Raw genomic sequence first — 21,458 nt, 5'->3', positions numbered from 1 at the left:
CACTCATGCGCCACCCTCCCGCGGTGGGAGACGCGCATCTCGGCGTGCGGACTCGGCAAGGGCAGCAAGCACGGCGGACTGCGCGGCAGGCACCTCGATCGCCATCGTCACGGTGTCGTTCTCGGTGGTGAACGTGAACTCGAAGAACGAGCAGCAGGATGTCTCGCGTTCGGCGAGCTCGCGTGCGATGGCTTCGCTGCGGGCGTCGAGGACCAGCTCGGCCCGCGTAGGCGTCGGCCGGGCGGTGGTGCGGAGTGCGGCGCGGAACAGCTCGGCGAACTCACGTTCCCGGAGCGGGCGGTCGACGGTGGGGAGTGTGCAAGCGTCAGGCGCCCAGGTCGTCTTGGTCATGCGCTCGACGGTAGGCATTGAAGTCGCTCGAAGGTCAAGCGGTTCCTAGGCGCGCGGCGTGGCTCCAGCATCCGTCATCATCGCCATCCCCGCTGATCGGGGCGCCACGCCATCGATACCAGCGCGCGATCCCTTGAGAACATTGGGATCGCAGTGGCGGAGGATAGGGGATTCGAACCCCTGAGGGCTTGCACCCAACACGCTTTCCAAGCGTGCGCCATAGGCCACTAGGCGAATCCTCCAGCAGCCCCGGAGGGCCAGCGACCATCCTACCCGACGCGACTACTGCGCCTTCACGGGCGCATTGCCCGCATACACGCTGCCCGGCCGGATCACGAGCGAGCGCGGCGCGAGCAGCGCCAGCACCCGGCGGGCGGGCGGTACCGACGCCAGAAGGGCGACCCGGACGGATGCCGCGGCCTCGGCCGCGGCATCCCCGATCCAATACGACCGGGTGCCCGCACGCGAATAGCTGACGCGCTCGATGGCGATGAGGACCACGTTCATGTCGGACGCCGGCACACCGTGTTCGGTGATCAGGCGCTGGGCGAACGCGCGCGGCGACTCGCTCGACGGGACCGGGATGCCCACGTCGATCGCGGCATCCTGAACCGATTGCCACGCCGCGGCGGCATCGCCTCGTCGCGCGGCCGTGTCGAGCTGGCGGCGGCGCAGTTCGCGGAACAGCAGCGGGAGTGACAGCACGACCAGGACCAGCAGTGCCACGCCCGCAAGGGGCAGGGCGTCGGCGGGAGAGCCGTTCTGCCCGCTCGCTGTGCCGCCGCGCCGGGCCTCGGGGCTCTCTTCCTCGAGCCCGGCGGGCGTCGACGGCGTGGGCGTGGACTGGGGGGACGTGGCACCCGGGTTGTCGGCCTGACCGGGAAGGGAGGCTGCGGGGGAGAAGGATGTCGGTACGCCGAGCCCCGACGTCGGCTCGAAAGCCACCCACCCGATTCCGTTGAAGTGAACCTCCGGCCACGCGTGCAGCTGTGAGCTGCCGACCGAGTAGACCGGCTGCGAGTCGACGGCGTCGGTCGTCGGCTCGCCCGGAAGGTAGCCGACGACGATCCGCGACGGCATGTTCAGCGTCCGGGCCATGAGGGCGAACGCCGAGGCGAAGTGGACGCAGTATCCCTCGCGCTGCTCGAGGAAGCGGGCGACCGCTTCGGCGCCGCTGCCATCGAACCCGTCTTCGACCGGCGCCTCTAGGGAGTAACGGAAGTCGCTGCCGCGGAACCACCGCTGCAAGGCGGTGAGGCGGTCGTAGTCGTTCGACGCCCCCGCGGTCACCTGCGCGGCGAGCTCGGCGATGATCGGCGGAGTGTCGGGGGGCAGCTCGGTCGTCTCGTCGCGGACCTGGTCGCCGCCGCCGGCGGAGCGCGCCCGGATCTGCTCGAGCGTGGGTCGCGGAAGGGTCGAGACCACGTCGTACGACTGGCCCTGGGTCGAGCTCGCGCGTGCGATGACGGTGCGGTTGTAGGGCACCGCGCTCCACGCGCCATCGAGGCCGGAGATGGTCACCGCGGGGAACGGAACCGGCGCCCAGGGCGATTCGAGGTTCACGACGTCGACCGAGGTGGTGTATTCGGCGATGCGGATGTCGGGGTCGGCGGCGACATCGCCGAGGGCACGATCGCTGTCGAGCGCGACGGTCTGGCCGCCGTCGGGCTCCCACGTGCCGCCGTCGAACCGCGACAGGGTCGTCGCCCGAAGGTAGGGCACCGTGGGGGAATCGGTGCGCAGCCGCAGCACCTCGACCTCCTGCGGGCGGCGCAGGTCGTCGCCGAGCTGGAGCGTCGCGTCGATGCCCGGGCCCGGACCCACACCCGAGCCCGCTCGGGCGACGGGCTGCGGCAGCATGGGGGTCGCCACGACGGCCACCACGATGGCGATCGCGGCGATACCGAGCGCGGTCGCCGGCACGCCGGCGCTGCGCTCCGCCTCCTGCTCGACGGGCTTCTCACGCGAGCGGGTCTCGGCGCGGATGAGGAAGAGGATCGTGATGGCCAGGAACACGAACCCCATGAGGTCCACCTCGCTGGGCACCGCGATCGCCGGGATGAGCGACACGGCGACGATGCCGACAGACGCGAGCAGCGGCATCCGCGCAGTCACGACCACGTGGTCGATGACGATCGTGAGGAGGCCCATGGCGCCCACCACGACGAACGCGAGAGACGTCGACGGCTCGAGCGGCGCGGCGCCGAGCGTGATCTCCTGCATCGCGCCCTCGACCAGCAGCGGGACGGCGCGGAAGGTGTCAAGACTCGGGATGATCCACAGCAGGGCGGTGTCGCGCAGGAACACCACCGTCATGAACACGACCCAGATGGCCGCCTCGATGAGGGTGACGGCGACGGCGGGCAGACGGAACCGGCGTGCGTTGTACCCGGCGCCGAGCACCAGGACGGAGAGGATGAGGGCTCCGATCAGCCACGCGCCGGACTCCACGACGCGAGTGACCGGCAGCAGGGCGGCCAGGAGCGCTGCGAGCACCGCCGACGCGAGCAGGCGCTCACCGCCGCGCCTGGTCCGGGAAGGCACGCGGCGGTCGGCCCGGACGGCGCGCACGGCCCCGGTGCTAAGAGAGGACATGACGCGTTCCTCGCCCGACGGCGTTCGCCCACGCGACGCCGAGGTCGGCGTCGGCGTCGATCGCGGCGATGTTCCAGCCGTGGTCCGCGGCGCGGTCCAGTGCGTCGCCGACCGGCGCCGCGGCGAGCACCAGCGGGAGCGTGCTGTGGTGGGCGACGGGACCGATGGCGTCGGCGTCGGCCGGGTCGAGCCTCCCGACGACGAGCACGATCGGGCCGGTGGACACTCCCGCGAACAGGCGCGACAGGCGCGGCAGGCTGTCGTCGCGTCGCGCCGTCACGGTTGCGAACTGCACCAGCATCGCCTCGACCTCGGTCATGTCGCCGCCGTCGATGCGCTCGGCGATCCCGGGCGCGCCGTACAGGTGGGTCCCATCACTGTCGATCACCTCGACGGCGTATCCGTCGCGGACGAGCCGGGAGACTGCGGACACGCACGCCGAGACACCCGCCTCGAATCCCGGGTCGGCGCCCGGCGTCTGCAGCGCGTCGATCGACCAGCGCAGCGCCGCCCGATCGAGGATCACCGTCGCCTCGGGCGTGGACTCCTGCTCCTCCTGGCGCACCATGAGCGCGTCGCGGTGCGCCGTCGCCCGCCAATGGATACGTCTCATCGAGTCGCCGGGGGCGTACGGCCGGGCCACGAGATTGTCGGCGCCCTGGCCGAGATGGTTCGTCGTGGCGTGCAGCGTGCCACCCGTCGCGCCGGCGTAGTCGACCAGCGGCGACAGCTCGGCGACGGCCGGTGCGACCGTGACCGGAGTCCGCCGGCCGAACACCATCGTGCGCCGCGCGAGACCGAACGGGTCGGTGGAGCGCACGGTCAACGGGCCGAGCGGGTGCACGCCGCGCCGCGCCCCCGTGACCGAGTACGTGAGATCGACCACGCGCTCGCCGCCGCGCAGCCCCGAGCCCAGCGCCGGGAACGCGCCCTCGGCCCTCCCTCGCAGCCCCGCCGGCAGAGTGTCCTGCCAGAGACCGGGCGGGGTGGGAACCGCCGTGCGCACGCCGACGCGCACCGATACGGTCGTCTCGCGACCCACGGCCACGACATCGGGCACCAGCGAACGGGTCACGACGTCGGAGCGGCGCCCCACGTACAGCGAGCAGACACTCGCGGCCACGACGGCGAGCAGCAGGATGCCGAAATACATCAGCTCGCCGATGCCGACCTCGTTCGCCACGATGAAGCAGAGCACCGCGAGCACGACCGCGCCCGTTCCCCGGACGGTCAGCGGCCACAGTCGTCTCATCGCGGTCTCACTGACGGGCGGCGATGGGCACGCGGACGCTCGCCGCGATGCGTTCCAGGATCGTCGTGATCGCGTCGGCCGCGGTGCGGGCCCGAGCACCTCCCGCCGAGCGGGTCGGGATGAGGCGATGGGCGAAGACGGGCACGAGCAGTGCGGTGACGTCGTCGGGGATGACGAACGCACGCCCGTCGAGTGCGGCCCAGACTTTGGCGGCGCGCACCAGCTGCAGGGTCGCCCGGGGGCTGGCCCCGAGTCGCAGGTCGGTGTGCACGCGGGTGGCCTGTGACAGCGCCACGGCGTAGTCCTCGATGGCCGGGGCGACGTGCACCGCACGCGCCCACGCGATGAGGTTCGACACTTGCTCGGCCGAGACCACGGCACGGAGTTGATCCAGCGGGTTCACCGTGTCGCGCTGGCGCAGCATGAGCGCTTCGGAACGGGCATCCGGATAGCCCATCGAGATGCGCATCATGAATCGGTCGCGCTGGGCCTCGGGCAGCGCGTACGTGCCCTCCATCTCGAGCGGGTTCTGCGTCGCGACCACGAGGAAGGGCTCGGGCACGAAGTGGGTGCGCCCGTCGACGGTGACCTGGCGCTCCTCCATGGCCTCCAGCAGCGCCGACTGCGTCTTGGGGGAGGACCGGTTGATCTCGTCGGCGATGACGATGTTCGCGAAGATCGCGCCGGGCTTGAACTCGAACTCGCGCTCGACGGGATTGAAGACGCTCACGCCGGTGACATCGCCCGGCAGGAGATCCGGGGTGAACTGGATGCGGCGCACCGTGGCGTCGACCGAGGTGGCCAGCGCCCGCGCGAGCATCGTCTTGCCGACGCCCGGAACGTCCTCGATCAGCAGATGCCCCTCGGCCAGCAGACACACCAGGGCGCTTCGCACAGCCTCGGGCTTGCCGTCGATGACCTTGCCGACCGAGTCGAGGATCGCGTCCGTGACGCGGGCGAAGCTCTCGGCGGTGAGCGCCCTCGACGTCTCGGGAACGCCGGGCTCGGCATCCGTCATCGCTGTATCGACCATCGAGGCCTCCTGTTCCGCCCGCTCGCGCGGATGGGTGGCGGGTGGCGGGGGCTTCCTCGCCCCACGGCTCGATCCTAACCGCGGCGGTGCAAGGGCGGCACTGGGAGAACCCTGGGGACGACGGCGCCCGCGCGAGCGGGTTAGAATAGACACAGCTCTCCGCGAGGCGGCATCCAGGCCAAATCCCCCAGGACGGAAACGTAGCAAGGGTAACCGGGCTCTGCCGGGTTCGCGGAGAGTCTTACTTTTCCGCCGTTGACGCGGCGAACGGGCCGTCCAGCACCGCCCACTGCAGCAGCATGATCGTCTTGGCGTCTTGGATGCGACCGTCCCGCGCCATCGCGAGGGCCTCCTCGATGCCGAGTTCGAGCAGCTCGATGTGCTCGCCTTCTTCTGCCAGGCCGCCATGGTCGGCGCGCCGTGTGGAGCCGTCGAACGGCGCAGCGAAGAAGTGGATCCGCTCCGTCACCGATCCGGGGCTCATATAGACGTCCCAGACGTGCTCGAGCTCGCCGATGTCGACGCCGGTCTCTTCGGCCGCCTCGCGGCGGATCGCCGTGGCGGGGTCGTCGTCGTCCAGCAGGCCGGCCGCGGTCTCGATCAGCATGCCGTCGGGGTGGCCGTTGACATAGACGGGGTAGCGGAACTGGCGCGTGAGCAGCACCGTCCGTCGTCGCGGGTCGTAGAGGAGGACTGTCGCGCCGTTGCCGCGATCGTAGGTCTCGCGCTGCTGGGTCTCCCACTCGCCAGACGGCCCCCGGACCTGCAGGGTGGTGCGGCGCATCACATGCCAGCCGGCGGCGAGCAGTTCGACGTCGGTCACCCGCACGTCCGGATTGCCGTCGAGATCGCGTCCGGCACGATCGAGGCCGGTGCGGCCGCGGTGGTCGGGAACATCGATGCCGGGACGGGGGCTTGTCATGGTCCGGAGTGTACCCACGCGGTTCCCATGGATCTGCTGTGCAGCACCGGCGGCCTGGTGACGGCGTCCGGCCCGCCCATAGGCTGGGTGCGTGGCTCGGAGCATCTACATCACGTCGGCGGAAGGTCACTCCGGCAAGTCCACGGTCGCGCTGGGCGTGCTGGACGCCCTGAGTCACGCGGCAGCGCGTGTCGGGGTGTTCCGCGCAATCGCCCGCTCGACGGTCGAGCCCGACTATGTCCTCGAGATGCTGCTCGATCACGATGGCGTCGATCTGCCCTACGACGAGTGCATCGGCGTGACCTACGACGACGTGCGGCGGGATCCGGATGCCGCGCTCGCGACGATCGTCGAACGGTACAAGGCTGTCGAGGCCCAGTGCGACGCGGTCGTGATCGTCGGAAGCGACTACACGGATGTCGGCAGCCCGGCGGAGCTGGCGTACAACGCCCGGATCGCTGCCAACCTCGGGGCGCCCGTGCTGCTGGTGCTCGGCGGTCGCTCGGCTCAGGGTCAGACGCAGCCGGAGCAGCTCGGATCGTCGCTGGCGCGCACGCCGGCCGAGATGGGGCAGATCGCCGATCTCGCTCTCACCGAGCTGGAGCACGGCCGCGCGCAGCTGTTCGCAGTGGTCGCCAACCGTGCCGACCCGGACCGCGCCGATGAGACGATCGCCGCGGTCCGCGCCTCGGTGCAGTCCGCGCTCGGCCGCGCCGCCGTGGTGGCCGCCGCCGGCCCGCAGACGACGGTTCCGGTCTGGGCGATCCCTGAAGACCGTTACCTCGTCGCTCCGTCGATCCGCGGCATCATGCGCTCGGTCGGCGGCAGGCTCCTCGCGGGCGACCCCGACCGGCTGACGCGCGAGGCGCTGGCGATCGTCGTCGCCGGCATGTCGATGGTCAATGTGCTGCCGCGCCTGCTCGAGGGTGCGGTCGTGGTGATCCCGGCCGACCGCTCCGAGGTGCTCCTCGCAACGCTCATGGCCAACGCCTCGGGAACGTTCCCTTCGATCTCCGGCATCGTGCTCAACGGCGGATTCGAGCTTCCCGAGCCCGTCACGCGACTCCTGGACGGTCTCGGCTCGAACGTGCCCATCATCACGACCGATCTGGGCACGTTCGAGACGGCCGTGCGTGTCATGGGCACGCGCGGGCGCCTCGCCGCCGACTCGCAGCGCCGCTACGACACCGCGCTCGCCCTCTTCGAGCAGAGCGTCGACACCGACGAGCTGCTGCAGGCTTTCGGCGTCGCGCGGGCGACGGTCGTGACCCCGCTCATGTTCGAGTTCCAGCTCATCGAACGGGCGCGTGCCGAGCGCAAGAAGATCGTCCTTCCTGAGGGGGACGACGACCGGGTGCTGCGTGCCGCCGCCACGGTGCTCAAGCGGGGAATCGCGGACCTGGTGATCCTGGGCGAGCCGTTCGAGGTGCGTGCCCGTGCGATCGAGCTCGGCATCGACATCCAGGCCGCTGAGGTGCTCTCGCCACTGGATGCCGTTCACGTCGCCAAGTTCGCCGAGGAGTACGCGCGCCTGCGGGCCCACAAGGGCGTGACCCTCGCCCAGGCGGCCGATACCGTCACCGACGGGTCGTACTTCGGCACGCTCATGGTGCACCTCGGACTCGCGGACGGCATGGTGTCGGGTGCGGCGCACACGACCGCCCACACGATCCGGCCGGCTTTCGAGATCATCAAGACCAAGCCGGGCGTCTCCGTCGTCTCGAGCGTGTTCCTCATGGCGCTCGCCGACCGCGTGCTGGTGTACGGCGACTGCGCGGTGATCCCCGACCCGACGAGCGACCAGCTCGCCGACATCGCCGTCTCGTCGGCGGCGACGGCGACTCAGTTCGGCATCGAACCGCGCATCGCGATGCTGTCGTATTCGACGGGCGAGTCCGGGTCCGGCGCCGATGTCGAGAAGGTGCGGGATGCCACGGCCCTCGTCCGCACGCGGGCGCCCGAGCTGCTCGTCGAGGGGCCGATCCAGTACGACGCTGCTGCCGACGCCGCGGTGGCCGCGGCGAAGATGCCCGGATCCGAGGTCGCAGGGCGCGCGACGGTGTTCGTCTTCCCCGACCTCAACACCGGCAACAACACCTACAAGGCGGTGCAGCGTTCGGCGGGAGCCGTGGCGATCGGCCCCGTGCTGCAGGGGCTCAACAAGCCCATCAACGACCTGTCGCGCGGCGCTCTCGTCGACGACATCGTCAACACGATCGCCATCACGGCGATCCAGGCGCAGGGGGAGTGACCGTCGTATGACACCGGTCCTGGTGATCAACAGCGGGTCGTCGTCGTTCAAGTACCAGCTGCTCGACATGGATACCGCGTCGACCCTCGCGTCGGGACTCGTCGAGCGCATCGGCGCCCCGGACGGCATCGCCAGTCACACCGTGTACGCGCAGCCCTCCGACGGTCCGACGCCGACCTTCCTCGACGCGACGCGCTCGCGCGAGCTCCCGATCCCCGACCACACCGCCGGCTTTCAGGTGATGCTCGACGCGTTCGCCTCCGACGGTCCGTCCCTCGCTGAGCACGCTCCCATCGCCGTCGGCCACCGTGTGGTGCACGGCGGCGCGCGGTTCTTCGAGCCGACGCTGATCACCCCGCTCGTCGAGATCAACATCGACGAGCTGTCGGTACTGGCGCCGCTGCACAATCCGGCGAACCTCGCTGGCATCGTCGCCGCGAAGAAGGCGTTCCCCGACGTCCCCCACGTGGCGGTGTTCGACACCGCGTACCACCAGACCCTGCCCCCGGCGGCCTACACGTATGCGATCGATCGCGAGGTGGCGGCATCCCACCGCATCCGCCGCTACGGATTCCACGGCACGTCGCACAAGTTCGTCGCCGAGGAGGCGGCGGCCTTCCTCGGCCGTCCGCTCGATGAGCTGAAGCAGATCGTCTTCCACCTCGGAAACGGAGCGTCGGTGACCGCGGTCGACGGCGGCCGATCGGTCGAGACCTCGATGGGCTTCACGCCGCTCGAGGGCCTCGTGATGGGCACGCGATCGGGCGACATCGATCCGGCAGCGCTGTTCCACCTCGCGCGGCGGGCCGGCATGTCGATCGACGATCTCGACGACCTGCTCAACAAGCGCAGCGGGCTGCTGGGGCTCGCCGGCTCCAACGACCTGCGCGACATCCAGGCGGGCATCGATCGAGGCGACGAGGACGCACAGCTCGCGTTCGACGTGTACGTTCACCGGCTGCGCGCGTATGCGGGCGCCTACCTCGCGCAGCTCGGCGGCGCCGACGTCATCTCGTTCACCGCCGGCGTCGGCGAGAACGCGCCGCTGGTGCGTGCCGCCGCGCTCGAGACGCTGGGCTTCGCCGGCGTGCAGCTCGACCCCGAGCGCAACGCAGCGCGGGCGCGCGGCATCCGGATCATCTCGACGGATGCCTCCACCGTGACGGTGCTCGTGGTCCCGACCGAGGAGGAGCTCGAGATCGCTCGGCAGACATTGAGCGTCGCACGCCCGTAACCGGCTGCGGGGTGTCGACCCGGCGCCTCATGACATTACGCTTGCCTGGCGGCACGAAGGCGAGCCGACCCACGACCCGTACTCGTTCCCCGGAGGTTCTGTGGCACCCGACGCCCTGCCCGATCTCAGCTCGTATGACGCTGTGCTGTTCGACCTCGACGGCGTTCTGACCCCGACCGCCGAAGTGCACATGCACGCGTGGCAGTCGATGTTCGAAGAGCTCTTCGCGGCGTGGGACATCGCGCCGCCCTATACCGAGCGCGACTACTTCGACCATCTCGACGGCAAGAAGCGCTACGACGGCGTCGCGAGCCTGCTGCGCTCGCGGGATGTCGAGGTGCCCTGGGGTGACCCCTCCGACCCGCTCACCGCAGACACCGTCTGCGGCATCGGCAATCGCAAGAACGCGGTGTTCGAGCGCGTCCTGCGGGCCGAGGGCATCGCGCCGTATCCGGGATCGCTCCGCCTGCTCGACGTGCTCGCCGCGGCCGGGACCCCCGTCGCGGTCGTGTCGAGTTCGAAGAACGCGGAGGAGGTGCTCGCGGCAGCCGGCATCCGGGACCGCTTCACGGTCGTGATGGACGGCGTGATCGCCGAGCGCGACCATCTCGCGTCCAAGCCGGCGCCGGACGTGTTCGTCGAGGCGGCGCGCATGCTTCAGGTGGATCCGGCGGCCAGCGCGGCGGTGGAGGATGCCATCAGCGGCGTGCGCTCGGCAGCCGCAGGTGGTTTCGGGCTCGTCGTGGGCGTCGATCGCGGAGTCGGCGAACAGGATCTCGTGGACGCGGGAGCCCATGTGGTGGTGAAGGACCTGGAGGACTTCGTACGATGATCGATCGCGACCGTTTCCCCGTCGACCCGTGGCGTCTTGTCGAGACGTCGTTCGGTCTGGACGATGCCGGCGTCACCGAGACGTTGTTCGCCGTCGGCAACGGCTATCTCGGGTTGCGCGGCAATCACCCGGAAGGGCGGTTCGCGCATGAGCACGGCACGTTCATCAACGGCTTCCACGAGACCTTCCCGATCCGTCACGCCGAACAGGCGTACGGGTTCGCCGAGGTCGGGCAGACGATCATCAACGCGCCGGACGCGAAGGTGATGCGCGTGTACGTGGACGACGAGCCGCTGTCGCTGGATGTCGCGGATGTGCGGGAGTACGAGCGGGTCCTCGACATGCGCGATGGCGTGCTGCGCCGCCGCATCCTGTGGGTCACGCCGTCGGGCAAGCATGTGCGCATCGATTTCGAGCGCCTGGTGTCGTTCGAGGAGAAGCACCTCGCGCTGATGTCGGTGGAGGTGACGGTGCTCAATGCCGATGCGCCGGTGACCGTCAACTGCCAGATGATCAACCGGCAGGACGGTGAGGACGTCTACGGCGGCACGCCCAGCGTGCCGCGCAAGGCCGGCTTCGATCCGCGCAAGCGGGAGAAGCTGGAGGAGCGGGTGCTGCAGCCGCAGGAGTACTGGCAGGACAAGCTGCGTTCGGCGTTGTCGTACCGGGTGACCGAATCCGGGATGACGCTCGCGGTGGTCGCCGATCACATCGTCGAGACCGACAACGAGTACACCGCGCGCACCCTGGTCGAGCCCGACATCGCCAAGAACGTCTTCCGAGTGCAGGCGAAGTCCGGGGTGCCCGTCCGTGTCACGAAGCTGGTGAGCTATCACACCTCGCGCGGCGTGCCCGCTCGCGAGCTCGTCGATCGGGGTCGTCGCACCCTCGATCGCGCGATGAGCGAGGGCGTGGCACGTCTCTACGAGCGGCAGCGGGTGTGGCTGGACGGCTTCTGGAAGCGCTCCGACGTGCGCATCGGCGGCCACGACGACCTGCAGCAGGCGACGCGCTGGTGCCTCTTCCAGCTCGCGCAGGCGACTGCGCGCGCCGACGGCATGGGCGTCCCGGCGAAGGGCATGACGGGATCGGGATACTCGGGTCACTACTTCTGGGACACCGAGATCTACGTGCTCCCGTTCCTGGCGTACACGACCCCGCTGTGGGCGCGCAACGCGCTGCGGATGCGGTACCTCATGCTGCCGGCCGCCCGCCGTCGCGCGTTCCAGCTGAACGAGGCGGGCGCGCTCTTCCCATGGCGCACGATCAACGGCGAAGAAGCATCCGCCTACTACGCCGCCGGCACGGCGCAGTACCACATCAACGCCGACGTCAGCTATGCGCTCGCGAAGTACGTGCGCGCCACCGGCGATGACGAGTTCCTCTTCCGGGAGGGCGTCGACATCGCCGTGGAGACGGCGCGGCTGTGGGCGACGCTGGGATTCTGGCGCTCCAGCGACGGTGTGGTCGACGGCGAGGGCGAATCGTTCCACATTCATGGCGTGACGGGTCCCGACGAGTACACCACCGTCGTCAACGACAACCTGTTCACCAACGTGATGGCCCGGTTCAATCTGCGCTTCGCGGCGCGGACCGTCCGCGACATGGCCGAGGCCGACGGCGAGGCCTACCGGGAGATGGTGGATCGGCTCGGTCTCGAGCCGGGTGAGGAAGAGGGCTGGGAGCGTGCCGCGGAGGCGATGCACATCCCGTTCAGCCCGGCCCTGGGCATCCATCCGCAGGATCACGTGTTCCTCGAGCGCGAGATCTGGGATCTGGAGAACACTCCGCCCGACAAGCGCCCGCTGCTGCTGCATTTCCACCCGCTGGTCATCTACCGCTACCAGGTGCTCAAGCAGGCCGACGTCGTGCTGGCGCTGTTCCTGCAGGGCAACCACTTCTCGGACGAGGACAAGCTCGCCGACTTCGAGTACTACGACGCGCTGACGACGGGCGACTCGACGCTGTCGGCCGTGGTGCAGGCGATCCTCGCCGCGGAGGTGGGGTATCAGGACCTCGCTCTGGCGTATTTCCGGCAGTCGATCTTCGTGGACCTCGCCGACCTGCACCACAACGCCGCCGACGGCGTCCACGTCGCATCGGCCGGTGGGGTGTGGACGGCGCTGGTGTCGGGCTTCGGCGGCATGCGAGACCACTTCGGCGAGTTGTCGTTCGACCCGCGCCTGCCGGTCTCGTGGCCGTCGCTCGAGTACGTGCTGCACTGGCACGGCACCCGGCTCGAGATCACGATCACGCGCGACCAGCTCCGGCTGCGCGCGGACGCGGACGGCGACCCGGTGGGCTTCAGCGTGCGCGGCATCGGCTACATCGTCGGACCGGGCGAGGAGGTCGTGGTCGCCCTCGACGGGCAGGGTCCCGTCATCGCGGGGCGGCCGAGCCTGCAGGAGCTGGGCGAAGCCCGCCGCGAGGACGGATCGCTGCTGTCCGCGTCGGTGCCGACGGTCACCTCCTCCATCCCGATCATCGTGGGCGGGGCGGATACTGAGTACGGCGCCGATGGGTAGCGAGTGCCATGCCCGTGGTCGTCGCGGACGACTCCGGCGGCCGGCCGGACGGCCGAGTCTGATGTCACAGCCACGCCGTAGGCTGTGGGGGTGACCACCGCCCTCTATCGCCGCTACCGGCCCGAGTCGTTCGGCGAGATGATCGGCCAGTCGCAGGTCACCGAGCCGCTCATGACCGCATTGCGGAGCGATCGCGTCGGCCACGCTTACCTGTTCTCAGGTCCGCGTGGCTGCGGAAAGACCACGTCGGCGCGGATTCTCGCCCGTTGCCTCAACTGCGCCGAAGGGCCGACCGACACCCCGTGCGGCAAGTGCGACAGCTGCATCGAGCTCGGGCGCGGTGGCGGCGGATCGCTCGACGTCGTCGAGATCGACGCGGCGAGCCACAACGGCGTCGACGACGCCCGCGACCTGCGCGAGCGAGCCGTGTTCGCGCCGGCACGCGACCGCTTCAAGATCTTCATCCTCGACGAGGCGCACATGGTGACGCCGCAGGGGTTCAACGCCCTGCTCAAGCTCGTCGAAGAGCCGCCCGAGCACGTCAAGTTCATCTTCGCCACGACCGAGCCCGAGAAGGTCATCGGCACCATCCGGTCGCGCACCCACCACTACCCGTTCCGGCTGGTGCCTCCCGCGGCGATGCTCGAATACGTCGAGCAGTTGTGCGAGCAGGAGCGGGTCGAGGTCGAGCCCGGCGTGCTTCCGCTCGTCGTGCGCGCCGGTGGCGGCTCACCTCGAGACACGCTGTCGCTCCTGGATCAGCTGATCGCCGGCTCCGACTCGGCCGTCGTGCCCGCCGACGGGACGGCGGGCGCCGTCATCGTGCGATACGCGCGCGCCGTCGCCCTCCTGGGGTACACGCACGCCGAGCTGCTCGACGAGGTGGTCGACGCCTTCGCCGCGACCGACGCGGCGGCAGCCTTCGCCGCCGTCGACCGCGTGGTGCAGACGGGTCAGGATCCGCGCCGGTTCGTCGATGACCTGCTCGAGCGGCTGCGCGACCTCATCGTCGTGTCCGCGACGGGTCAGGGTGCGGCAGCTGTGCTGCGCGGTGTCTCGGCCGAGGACCTCGCGCGTATGCAGGGCCAGGCAGACCTGTTCGGCACGGCACGGCTCTCGCGCATCGCGGACCTGGTGATCGCGACGCTCGACGACATGACCGGCGCCACTTCGCCCCGGTTGCAGCTCGAACTGATGGTCGCTCGCGTGCTCGCGCGGGGGACGGATGCCGCCGCCCTCGGCATGTCGTCCGCGCAGGATGCTGCGACGCCGGCCACGGCGACGCAGACCCGGTCCGCAGCGGTTCCCCCCCAACCCGCGCCTGCTCCGGCGCCGGCTGCTGCGTCCACTCCGTCCGGGGCCCCGAGCCCGGTCACTGAACGCGCGACCGCCCCCGACACGGGCGCGCCGCGGCGTGACGAATCGCCCGCTGCCGAGGCACCTGCATTCACGCCCGTGCCGTCGGGTCCGGTCACGCTCGAGCGCATGCACGAGGCGTGGCAGCAGATCCTCGCGCGGCTCGAGGAGATCAGCCGGTCGTCGTGGATGCTGGCGTCGGGCGCGCGCATCGTCTCGCTCGACGGCGACGTGCTCACGCTCGCGTTCGCCAGCCAGGCCGATGTCGGCAAGTTCAAGCAGCTGGCGGCCGGCAAGGGCCCGAGCGAAGACCTCCGCCAGGCGATCCTGGCCGTGCTCGGCATCCGCGTGAAGTACATCGCCCGCCACGATGCCGGCGGCGGCCATGGCGGAGGTGTCCCCGACCCCGACGGAGGAGTCCGCCCGGGAGACGGCGGAGCCGGTGCCCGACCGGTACCGGCGAAGACCACGGTGGATGCGGCGGGTGCGGCATCCGCTCCCGGCACATCGCCCGCTGCCTCGAGCGCGGCGCCGTCGGCACGTGCCGGTGGTACTTCGGCGGCTCCCGCATCCGCGGCGCCGCGCGCAACTACCTCGGCGTCGCGACCGCCGGCCCCGACCGCGGCCGCCTCAGCGGCGCCCGTGACGGAATGGGCGGTCGCACGCATCCCGTCGGATGCCGACGCTCCGCCGCCCGACCCCGGCCCGGCCGCGGTGCCCGACGATCCGGGCGGGCCGGCGGTTCCGCCCGCGCCCAGCCAGTTCGCGGTCGACGAAGAACCGGAGGATGCGACCTCGTCGGCTTCCGTCCGGGTGGCGACTCTCGCGCCCGTCCGCGAGGGCGAGGTGCTGAGCGAGGCCGACATCGCGCCGTCGATCACCCAGGACAGCGATGACGAGGAAGACCTCGACGTGCCCGCGGATATCGGGCGCGATGCGCCGGTGCCCCCGACCGTCGCCCCGCCTCTGAACCCGATCGCGGCGACCGGAACGGACGCCTCGTCCCGCCCGGCGCCGGCCCCACGGACCAACGGCGTGCAGAGGTACGGTGAGGCCGTGGTGCGCCAGATGCTCCACGCGACCTTCGTGCGTGAGGAGCCGTACGAGCCCCCGACGAGGTTCAGCTGAGCATGTACGACGGCATCGTTCAGGACCTCATCGACGAGTTCGGCCGCCTCCCCGGCATCGGCCCGAAGTCGGCGCAGCGCATCGCGTTCCACATACTCCAGACCCCGAACTTCGACGTGTCCCACCTCGCCGAGCTGCTCAGCGTCGTGCGCGAGAAGGTGCGCTTCTGCGAGGTTTGCGGCAACGTCACGGAGCAGGACCGTTGCTCGATCTGCCGCGATCCCCGGCGTAATCAGACCCTCATCTGCGTCGTGGAGGACGCCAAGGACGTTGCCGCGATCGAGCGAACGCGGGAGTTCCGCGGCCTCTATCACGTCCTCGGCGGCGCCATCAGCCCGATCGCGGGCGTCGGACCCGACGACTTGCGCATCACGCAGCTGATGCAGCGCCTCGCGGACGGCACGGTGCAGGAGGTGATCCTCGCGACGAACCCCAATCTGGAGGGCGAGGCCACCGCGACCTACCTCAGCCGGCTCCTGCACACGCTCGAGATCTCGGTCACCCGCCTCGCCTCCGGCCTGCCGGTCGGCGGTGACCTCGAGTACGCCGACGAGGTGACGCTCGGCCGCGCCTTCGAAGGCCGACGGTCGGTATGAGGGCCCGGGCATGAACCCCGTGCAGCGTTTCGACGCCCGAGCGTGGCTGCTCTTCGCGGCGATGGCACTGCTGTGGGGCATCCCGTATCTGTTCATCAAGCAGGCCGTCGATTCGTATTCGCCGGCGGCCGTGGTGGCGGGCCGCACGTTGCTGGGCGCCGTGATCCTGCTGCCCTTCGCGCTGCGCAGCAAGGCACTCCGACCGGCGTTCGCCAAGATCGGCTGGGTGCTCGCGTTCGGTGCGATCGAGATGGCGGGGCCGTTCCTCCTGCTCAGCCACGCGGAGCAGACGTTGCCGTCCGGCCTGACCGGCCTGCTGGTGGCGACCGTTCCGCTGTTCGCGGCCCTCATCGCGTTCGGCGGCGGCGATCGTTCGGTTCTCAAGCCCTCCAGGGCGATCGGGCTGTTCGTCGGGTTCGCCGGTGTCGCGATCATCGTCGCCGGCCCGGGCCTGGCCATAGAGGGTGGCGGCGGGATCATCGCGGCCGGGGAGGTGCTCCTGGTAGCACTGCTCTACGCGATCGCGCCGTTCGTGATCGCGACCAAGCTGCGTGATGTGCCCGCGCTCGGCTCGATCACGCTCGCGCTGTTCGCGGTCGGGATCTTCTACACCCCCATCGCCTTCCTCACGCAGCACGAGGTGCCGACGGTGTCGAGCACGGTCGCGCTGGTGGCGCTGGCCGTGCTGTGCACCGCACTCGCATTCATCGTGTTCTTCGCGCTCATCGCCCGCGTCGGCCCGGTTCGCGCACCGTTGTTCACGTACGTCAATCCTGTGGTCGCGATCGTGCTCGGCCTGATCGTGCTCGGTGAGCCGCTCACCCCGGGGCTGCTGGTGGGCTTCCCGCTCGTGATCGCAGGCTGCTGGCTGGCCGCGACCGGCGGCACTCTCCGCGAGCGCAGACCGGCTGAGTCCGACCTGCCTCCGGTCGCCCCCGGCTGACCTGCGCGTTCACGGCCTGTTCCGTGCGGCTCAGCGCTCGCGGCCAGCGCCCGCTGCCAGCGCGCGCTGCCGCGACAGCGCGCGCTGTCGCGGCCGGGCTCAGCGAAGCACCTCGACGAGAACGATCCACGACACCACGAGGGCCGCGATGATCGCGAGGACGCAGCCCGCCGCAACCCACATCAGCCCGTCCGGGCTGCCCGCCGCGAGGAGGGCGCCGCCCACGAGATATGCCAGCGGGGCCACGAACCCCACCACCGACTTGCCGAGCCTCAGGCGGTTCTTGGGATCGCGGTTCTGGAAGATCCGGCGCGTCGCCTGCACCTGGAAGACCGCAGCACACAGAGCGAGCACGATCAGCACGAGGCCGTAGGGCATTGCACCGATCGCGGGAACGAGGCCGAGCGCCGATCCGGCGAGTGCGAGCACGAGTCCTGCGATACCGGTGGCGAGCCTGGCCGTGAGTGATGCGGACTTGATGATGGCGCCGATGTTCACACTCGCCGCCACGATCACGAGTCCCGCGAGCGCTGCCGTCGCGCCCACCATGGCGACGTTGAACCCCGACCACGCTTCGATCTGCTCCACGCTCGGATGCTAGCGGGTCCGGCCCGGCCCTATATGTCACATGGCCGGACGCGCATGAGCTCATCCGTAAGATGGACCGTCGGGTGCGGCATCCGTTCTCGCCGGCCCTCACAGACACGCGTGCCGCACGTGCGGCACCTCCGGGAGTTTGATCGTGGCGCTGATCGTCCAGAAATACGGTGGGTCGTCGGTCGCGGATGCCGAGAGCATCAAGCGGGTCGCGAAGCGTATCGTCGACACGCGCCGCGCCGGCCACGACGTCGTCGTCGCCGTGAGCGCGATGGGCGACACCACCGATGAGCTGCTCGACCTCGCTGCGCAGGTCGCGCCGATCCCTGCTCCGCGCGAGCTCGACATGCTGCTCTCGAGCGGCGAGCGCATCTCGATGGCGCTCCTCGCGATGGCGATCCACTCGATGGGCTTCGAGGCCCGGTCGTTCACCGGCAGTCAGGCCGGCATGATCACCACGGCCGACCACGGCTCGGCACGCATCGTCGACGTCACCCCGGTGCGACTGCGCGGGGCGCTCGATGAGGGCGCGATCGTCATCGTCGCGGGGTTCCAGGGCTTCAACCGCGACACCCGCGACATCACCACGCTCGGGCGCGGCGGCACCGACACCACTGCTGTCGCACTGGCGGCGGCGCTCAACGCTGACGCGTGCGAGATCTACAGCGACGTCGACGGTGTCTTCACCGCGGATCCCCGCGTCGTGCCCCGCGCGCGAAAGCTGAGGGCGGTCACGAGCGAGGAGATGCTCGAGCTTTCGGCGAACGGCGCCAAAGTGTTGTACATCCGTGCCGTCGAGTACGCCCGCCGGCACGGCGTGCTGATCCATGCCCGCTCCACGTTCAGTTCGGGCGTGGGGACCTACGTGCTCGGCCCCGGGATGAGCATTCCCGACGGCGAAGAGGGAGAAGAGATGGAAGAGCCGATCGTCGCCGGGGTCGCCACCGACCTCGGCCAGGCCAAGATCACCGTCACCGGCGTCCCCGACGTTCCGGGCAAGGCAGCCGAGATCTTCAAGGTCGTCGCCAAGTCGGGCGCGAACGTCGACATGATCGTCCAGAACGTGTCGGCCGCGACCACCGGGCGCACCGACATCTCCTTCACGCTGCCCAAGACCGATGCCGCGATCGCACTCAAGGCACTCGCGGGCGACCAACCCGAGATCGGGTTCGAGAACCTGGTCCACGACGACCAGATCGGCAAGCTGTCGGTCGTGGGCGCGGGCATGCGCACGCACTCGGGGGTCTCGGCGACCCTGTTCGAGGCGCTCAGCATCGCCGGCATCAACATCGAGATGATCTCGACGTCCGAGATCCGCATCTCGGTCGTGGTGCGCGGCGACGACCTGGCCGACGCCGCGCGGGTCGTCCACCGCGCCTACGGCCTCGACGGCGACGCCGAAGCGACGGTCTACGCCGGCACCGGGCGCTGACCCGCTCGCGCAGCCCGGATCGGCATCCGCTGTCGGACTCGACCCGCCACGTTCGCTCACGCTGCCCGAATCGGCATCCGCGGCCGAAGCAAACGGGCGCGATCGCCGAATTCGATCGCGCAAGGAGTGCCGTCGTGACGACTGGACGTGTGGACTGCGGATACCGTGATCGCAGCATCCGGTCGTTCGACGTCACCGTGGGCCGGACCGGCACGGCGCGGCGGTAGAATCGGGCAGATCCCGCGCGTCCGACGGTGCCCGCGCGTCCGTTCCACGCATGTGCCCACGCTGAGGACTCACCCATGACCCGCATCTCCGATTCAGGAATCTCCGTCGCCGTCGTCGGCGCCACCGGCCAGGTCGGCACAGTCATGCGCGAGATTCTCGCGGAGCGAAACTTCCCGATCGGCGAGCTGCGGCTCTTCGCGACCGCCCGCTCGGCGGGCACGGCGGTCGAGTTCGCCGGCCAGACGGTGATCATCGAGGATGTCGCCACCGCCGACCCGTCCGGAATCGACGTCGCCCTGTTCTCCGCCGGCGCGACCGGCAGCCGTGCGCACGCGCCGCGTTTCGCCGAGGCCGGCGCGATCGTGATCGACAACTCGAGTGCCTGGCGCATGGACCCCGACGTTCCGCTCGTCGTGAGCGAAGTCAACCCGCACGCCATCGCCGAGGCGAAGAAGGGCATCATCGCCAACCCCAACTGCACCACGATGGCCGCGATGCCGGTGCTGAAGGTGCTCGACGCCGAGGCCGGCCTCGAGCGTCTGATCGTCTCGACGTACCAGGCGGTGTCGGGATCGGGGCTGGCGGGCGCGCAGGAGCTGCTCGGCCAGGTCGAGGGCGTGATCGCGCAGGGCCACACGCTCGACCTCGTGCGCGACGGTGCCGCCGTGGACTTCCCGCAGCCGGAGAAGTACGTCGCTCCGATCGCGTTCGACGTGATCCCGTTCGCGGGCAACCTCGTCGACGACGGCTGGAACGAGACCGACGAGGAGAAGAAACTCCGCAACGAGAGCCGCAAGATCCTCGAACTGCCCGACCTCCGCGTCGCTGGCACCTGTGTGCGCGTGCCGGTGTTCACCGGACATTCGCTGTCGATCAACGCGGAGTTCGCGCGGGATATCACCCCCGAGCGCGCCCGTGACCTCCTGGCGTCCGCCCCGGGTGTCTCCCTCGAAGAGGTTCCGACGCCTCTGCAGGCAGCCGGCAATGATCCCAGCTACGTGGGCCGCATCCGCGCCGACCAGTCCGCGCCCGAGGGCAAGGGCCTCGCGCTGTTCATCTCGAACGACAATCTCCGCAAGGGCGCGGCCCTCAACGCCGTGCAGATCGCGGAGGTCGTGGCGGCGAGCCTGGGCGTCGGTGCTGTTCAGAAGAGTGCCTGACGCGCAGCCGCAAGAGCACAGAATCGAGCGGATGCCCCGGCCCGGGGCATCCGCTCGATTCATTCCGGCGGGGGAGTCCGGGTCAGGCTCTCGATGGCGGCCTGCGCGGCCGGCCCGAGGTATCCGGATCGGCGGGTCACCAGATGCACCGCTGCGCCGACCGGCTCGCCGGCCCACGCGATGGTGCGCAGCTGCCCTGCCTCGACGGCGTCGGCGGCGGCCTCGGGCGGGAGGAACGCAAGCCCGTATCCTGCCGCGGCCAGCGCCCGCTGCGCGCTGAGGCTGTCGATGGGCCGGATGCTGTCCTCCGGCACCGCGTGGGTCCGCAGCAGCCGCCGAACCGCCGCGTCTGAGCTCTCGGACTGGTCGGCGCGCTCGGGGAACAGCAGCCATTGTTCGCCCGTGAAGTGGGCGATCTCGGTCACCCGCGCGTCCGCCAGGGGATGCGAGGGGTGGCACACCAGCACCAGTCGCTCGTCGAAGAGACGACGACTGCGAAGGTCGTCGCCGACCGGCCGCACATACGAGATGCCCGCCACCGCATCGCCGCGGGCGACGTGGGCGTTCACCTGGCGCGAGGTCCCCGTCGAAACGATGAGCTCGACACGCGGATGCGCCGCGCGCACGTTCGCGAGAACCGTGCTGAACCATCGTCCGGCCAGTGATCCCACGATGCTGAGACGCACCGCGCCACCCGGTTCGCCGACGTGATCGGCGAGCGCCTGTGCTGCGTCGCGGTGAGCGGCTCGCACGCGCTCGGCGTGCGGCAGCAGCACCTCTCCCGCCGATGTGAGGCGCAGGCCGCGCCGCGTGCGTTCGAAGAGCGGGGCGCCGATCTCTGTCTCGATGGCCTGCAGGCGCCGCGACACAGCGGGTTGCGACAGGTGGAGTCCGCGGGCAGCACCGCCGATCGTGCCCGCCTCGTGAACGGCCAGGAACGTCGAGAATGCGTCGCTGATCATATGTATGCGTCCCATGCATGGGAAGGGTCAGAAAGTTGCGCGTTCATTATGCGTCGCCGTC

General features: G+C 70.2%; 16 protein-coding genes, 1 tRNA gene and 1 other RNA gene. 10 read left to right on the top strand and 8 right to left on the bottom strand.

Features of this window, described 5'->3' with window-relative positions; translation table 11 throughout:
- Positions 1-3: 3 nt before the first annotated feature.
- The 5 genes from ACLKM7_RS02375 to ACLKM7_RS02355 all read right to left on the bottom strand — a co-directional run bounded on the left by ACLKM7_RS02375 (position 4) and on the right by ACLKM7_RS02355 (position 5,231).
- Positions 4-351 carry a hypothetical protein gene (locus ACLKM7_RS02375; RefSeq protein ID WP_436445411.1) on the bottom strand — a complete coding sequence of 116 codons (348 nt, stop codon included), beginning with the start codon at positions 349-351 and terminating at the stop codon, positions 4-6.
- Positions 352-505: 154 nt separating this feature from the next.
- Positions 506-593: transfer RNA gene (locus ACLKM7_RS02370), tRNA-Ser, on the bottom strand.
- Between the two features lie 40 nt (positions 594-633).
- The gene (locus ACLKM7_RS02365; RefSeq protein ID WP_436445410.1) at positions 634-2,946 is read right to left on the bottom strand and encodes a transglutaminaseTgpA domain-containing protein; all 2,313 of its coding nucleotides are present in this window, start codon (positions 2,944-2,946) and stop codon (positions 634-636) included.
- Complete coding sequence (locus tag ACLKM7_RS02360; protein WP_436445409.1) at positions 2,933-4,198, bottom strand: DUF58 domain-containing protein; 1,266 nt, start codon at positions 4,196-4,198, stop codon at positions 2,933-2,935. The genes ACLKM7_RS02365 and ACLKM7_RS02360 overlap by 14 nt, the downstream gene beginning before the upstream one ends.
- 7 nt (positions 4,199-4,205) lie before the next feature.
- Positions 4,206-5,231 (bottom strand): AAA family ATPase, encoded by a 1,026-nt coding sequence (locus ACLKM7_RS02355; RefSeq protein ID WP_436445408.1) that lies wholly within the window; start codon positions 5,229-5,231, stop codon positions 4,206-4,208.
- Between the two features lie 150 nt (positions 5,232-5,381).
- Here ACLKM7_RS02355 and ffs point away from each other — a divergent pair.
- Positions 5,382-5,478: signal recognition particle sRNA small type (ffs, locus tag ACLKM7_RS02350), an RNA gene on the top strand.
- Here ffs and ACLKM7_RS02345 read toward each other — a convergent pair.
- Positions 5,473-6,153 carry an NUDIX domain-containing protein gene (locus ACLKM7_RS02345; RefSeq protein ID WP_436445407.1) on the bottom strand — a complete coding sequence of 227 codons (681 nt, stop codon included), beginning with the start codon at positions 6,151-6,153 and terminating at the stop codon, positions 5,473-5,475. The two genes, ffs and ACLKM7_RS02345, sit on opposite strands and share 6 nt — an antisense overlap.
- Positions 6,154-6,244: 91 nt before the next feature.
- On the opposite strand from ACLKM7_RS02345, the gene pta reads away from it, so the two are divergent.
- From pta to ACLKM7_RS02310, 7 genes are all read left to right on the top strand, one after another.
- Positions 6,245-8,404 carry a phosphate acetyltransferase gene (gene pta / locus ACLKM7_RS02340; RefSeq protein ID WP_436445406.1) on the top strand — a complete coding sequence of 720 codons (2,160 nt, stop codon included), beginning with the start codon at positions 6,245-6,247 and terminating at the stop codon, positions 8,402-8,404.
- A gap of 7 nt (positions 8,405-8,411) precedes the next feature.
- Positions 8,412-9,638, top strand: a complete 1,227-nt coding sequence (locus tag ACLKM7_RS02335) for an acetate/propionate family kinase (RefSeq protein WP_436445405.1) — start codon at positions 8,412-8,414, stop codon at positions 9,636-9,638.
- A gap of 100 nt (positions 9,639-9,738) precedes the next feature.
- A complete protein-coding gene (locus ACLKM7_RS02330; protein ID WP_436445404.1) occupies positions 9,739-10,470 on the top strand; it encodes an HAD family hydrolase in 732 nt (243 codons plus the stop codon).
- Entirely contained in the window at positions 10,467-12,995 is a 2,529-nt protein-coding gene (locus tag ACLKM7_RS02325) for a glycoside hydrolase family 65 protein (protein ID WP_436445403.1), read from the top strand. The genes ACLKM7_RS02330 and ACLKM7_RS02325 overlap by 4 nt, the downstream gene beginning before the upstream one ends.
- Before the next feature lie 90 nt (positions 12,996-13,085).
- The gene (locus ACLKM7_RS02320; RefSeq protein ID WP_436445402.1) at positions 13,086-15,479 is read left to right on the top strand and encodes a DNA polymerase III subunit gamma and tau; all 2,394 of its coding nucleotides are present in this window, start codon (positions 13,086-13,088) and stop codon (positions 15,477-15,479) included.
- A gap of 2 nt (positions 15,480-15,481) precedes the next feature.
- Complete coding sequence (gene recR, locus ACLKM7_RS02315) at positions 15,482-16,075, top strand: recombination mediator RecR (RefSeq protein ID WP_436445401.1); 594 nt, start codon at positions 15,482-15,484, stop codon at positions 16,073-16,075.
- Between the two features lie 10 nt (positions 16,076-16,085).
- Positions 16,086-17,018: a DMT family transporter gene (locus tag ACLKM7_RS02310; RefSeq protein WP_436445400.1), complete on the top strand. Its 933-nt coding sequence runs from the start codon at positions 16,086-16,088 to the stop codon at positions 17,016-17,018.
- A gap of 99 nt (positions 17,019-17,117) precedes the next feature.
- Here the strand turns inward: ACLKM7_RS02310 and ACLKM7_RS02305 are convergent, their stop codons facing one another.
- Positions 17,118-17,606: a hypothetical protein gene (locus ACLKM7_RS02305; RefSeq protein ID WP_436445399.1), complete on the bottom strand. Its 489-nt coding sequence runs from the start codon at positions 17,604-17,606 to the stop codon at positions 17,118-17,120.
- A 154-nt stretch (positions 17,607-17,760) separates the two neighbouring features.
- Here ACLKM7_RS02305 and ACLKM7_RS02300 point away from each other — a divergent pair, with 154 nt between their 5' ends.
- Together ACLKM7_RS02300 and ACLKM7_RS02295 are read left to right on the top strand one after the other, a co-directional pair.
- Entirely contained in the window at positions 17,761-19,047 is a 1,287-nt protein-coding gene (locus ACLKM7_RS02300) for an aspartate kinase (RefSeq protein ID WP_436445398.1), read from the top strand.
- 302 nt (positions 19,048-19,349) lie between these two features.
- A complete protein-coding gene (locus ACLKM7_RS02295) occupies positions 19,350-20,435 on the top strand; it encodes an aspartate-semialdehyde dehydrogenase (protein WP_436445397.1) in 1,086 nt (361 codons plus the stop codon).
- Positions 20,436-20,494: 59 nt separating this feature from the next.
- Here the strand turns inward: ACLKM7_RS02295 and ACLKM7_RS02290 are convergent, their stop codons facing one another.
- The gene (locus ACLKM7_RS02290) at positions 20,495-21,412 is read right to left on the bottom strand and encodes a LysR family transcriptional regulator (protein WP_436445396.1); all 918 of its coding nucleotides are present in this window, start codon (positions 21,410-21,412) and stop codon (positions 20,495-20,497) included.
- Positions 21,413-21,458 lie beyond the last annotated feature (46 nt).

The organism is Microbacterium sp. I2 (assembly GCF_051364985.1).
In the GTDB taxonomy this organism is placed as follows: domain Bacteria; phylum Actinomycetota; class Actinomycetes; order Actinomycetales; family Microbacteriaceae; genus Microbacterium.
Note: the sequence above shows the minus strand (reverse complement) of the source record. Positions and strands in the feature narration are given on the sequence as shown.

Coding starts and splice junctions, on each gene's coding strand:
- ACLKM7_RS02310 (WP_436445400.1), top strand. CDS start 16,086: ATGAACCCCGTGCAGCGTTTCGACGCCCGAGCGTGGCTGCTCTTCGCG.
- ACLKM7_RS02345 (WP_436445407.1), bottom strand. CDS start 6,153: ATGACAAGCCCCCGTCCCGGCATCGATGTTCCCGACCACCGCGGCCGC.
- ACLKM7_RS02365 (WP_436445410.1), bottom strand. CDS start 2,946: ATGTCCTCTCTTAGCACCGGGGCCGTGCGCGCCGTCCGGGCCGACCGC.
- ACLKM7_RS02335 (WP_436445405.1), top strand. CDS start 8,412: ATGACACCGGTCCTGGTGATCAACAGCGGGTCGTCGTCGTTCAAGTAC.
- ACLKM7_RS02355 (WP_436445408.1), bottom strand. CDS start 5,231: ATGGTCGATACAGCGATGACGGATGCCGAGCCCGGCGTTCCCGAGACG.
- ACLKM7_RS02325 (WP_436445403.1), top strand. CDS start 10,467: ATGATCGATCGCGACCGTTTCCCCGTCGACCCGTGGCGTCTTGTCGAG.
- ACLKM7_RS02290 (WP_436445396.1), bottom strand. CDS start 21,412: ATGGGACGCATACATATGATCAGCGACGCATTCTCGACGTTCCTGGCC.
- ACLKM7_RS02295 (WP_436445397.1), top strand. CDS start 19,350: ATGACCCGCATCTCCGATTCAGGAATCTCCGTCGCCGTCGTCGGCGCC.
- ACLKM7_RS02375 (WP_436445411.1), bottom strand. CDS start 351: ATGACCAAGACGACCTGGGCGCCTGACGCTTGCACACTCCCCACCGTC.
- recR (WP_436445401.1), top strand. CDS start 15,482: ATGTACGACGGCATCGTTCAGGACCTCATCGACGAGTTCGGCCGCCTC.
- ACLKM7_RS02360 (WP_436445409.1), bottom strand. CDS start 4,198: ATGAGACGACTGTGGCCGCTGACCGTCCGGGGAACGGGCGCGGTCGTG.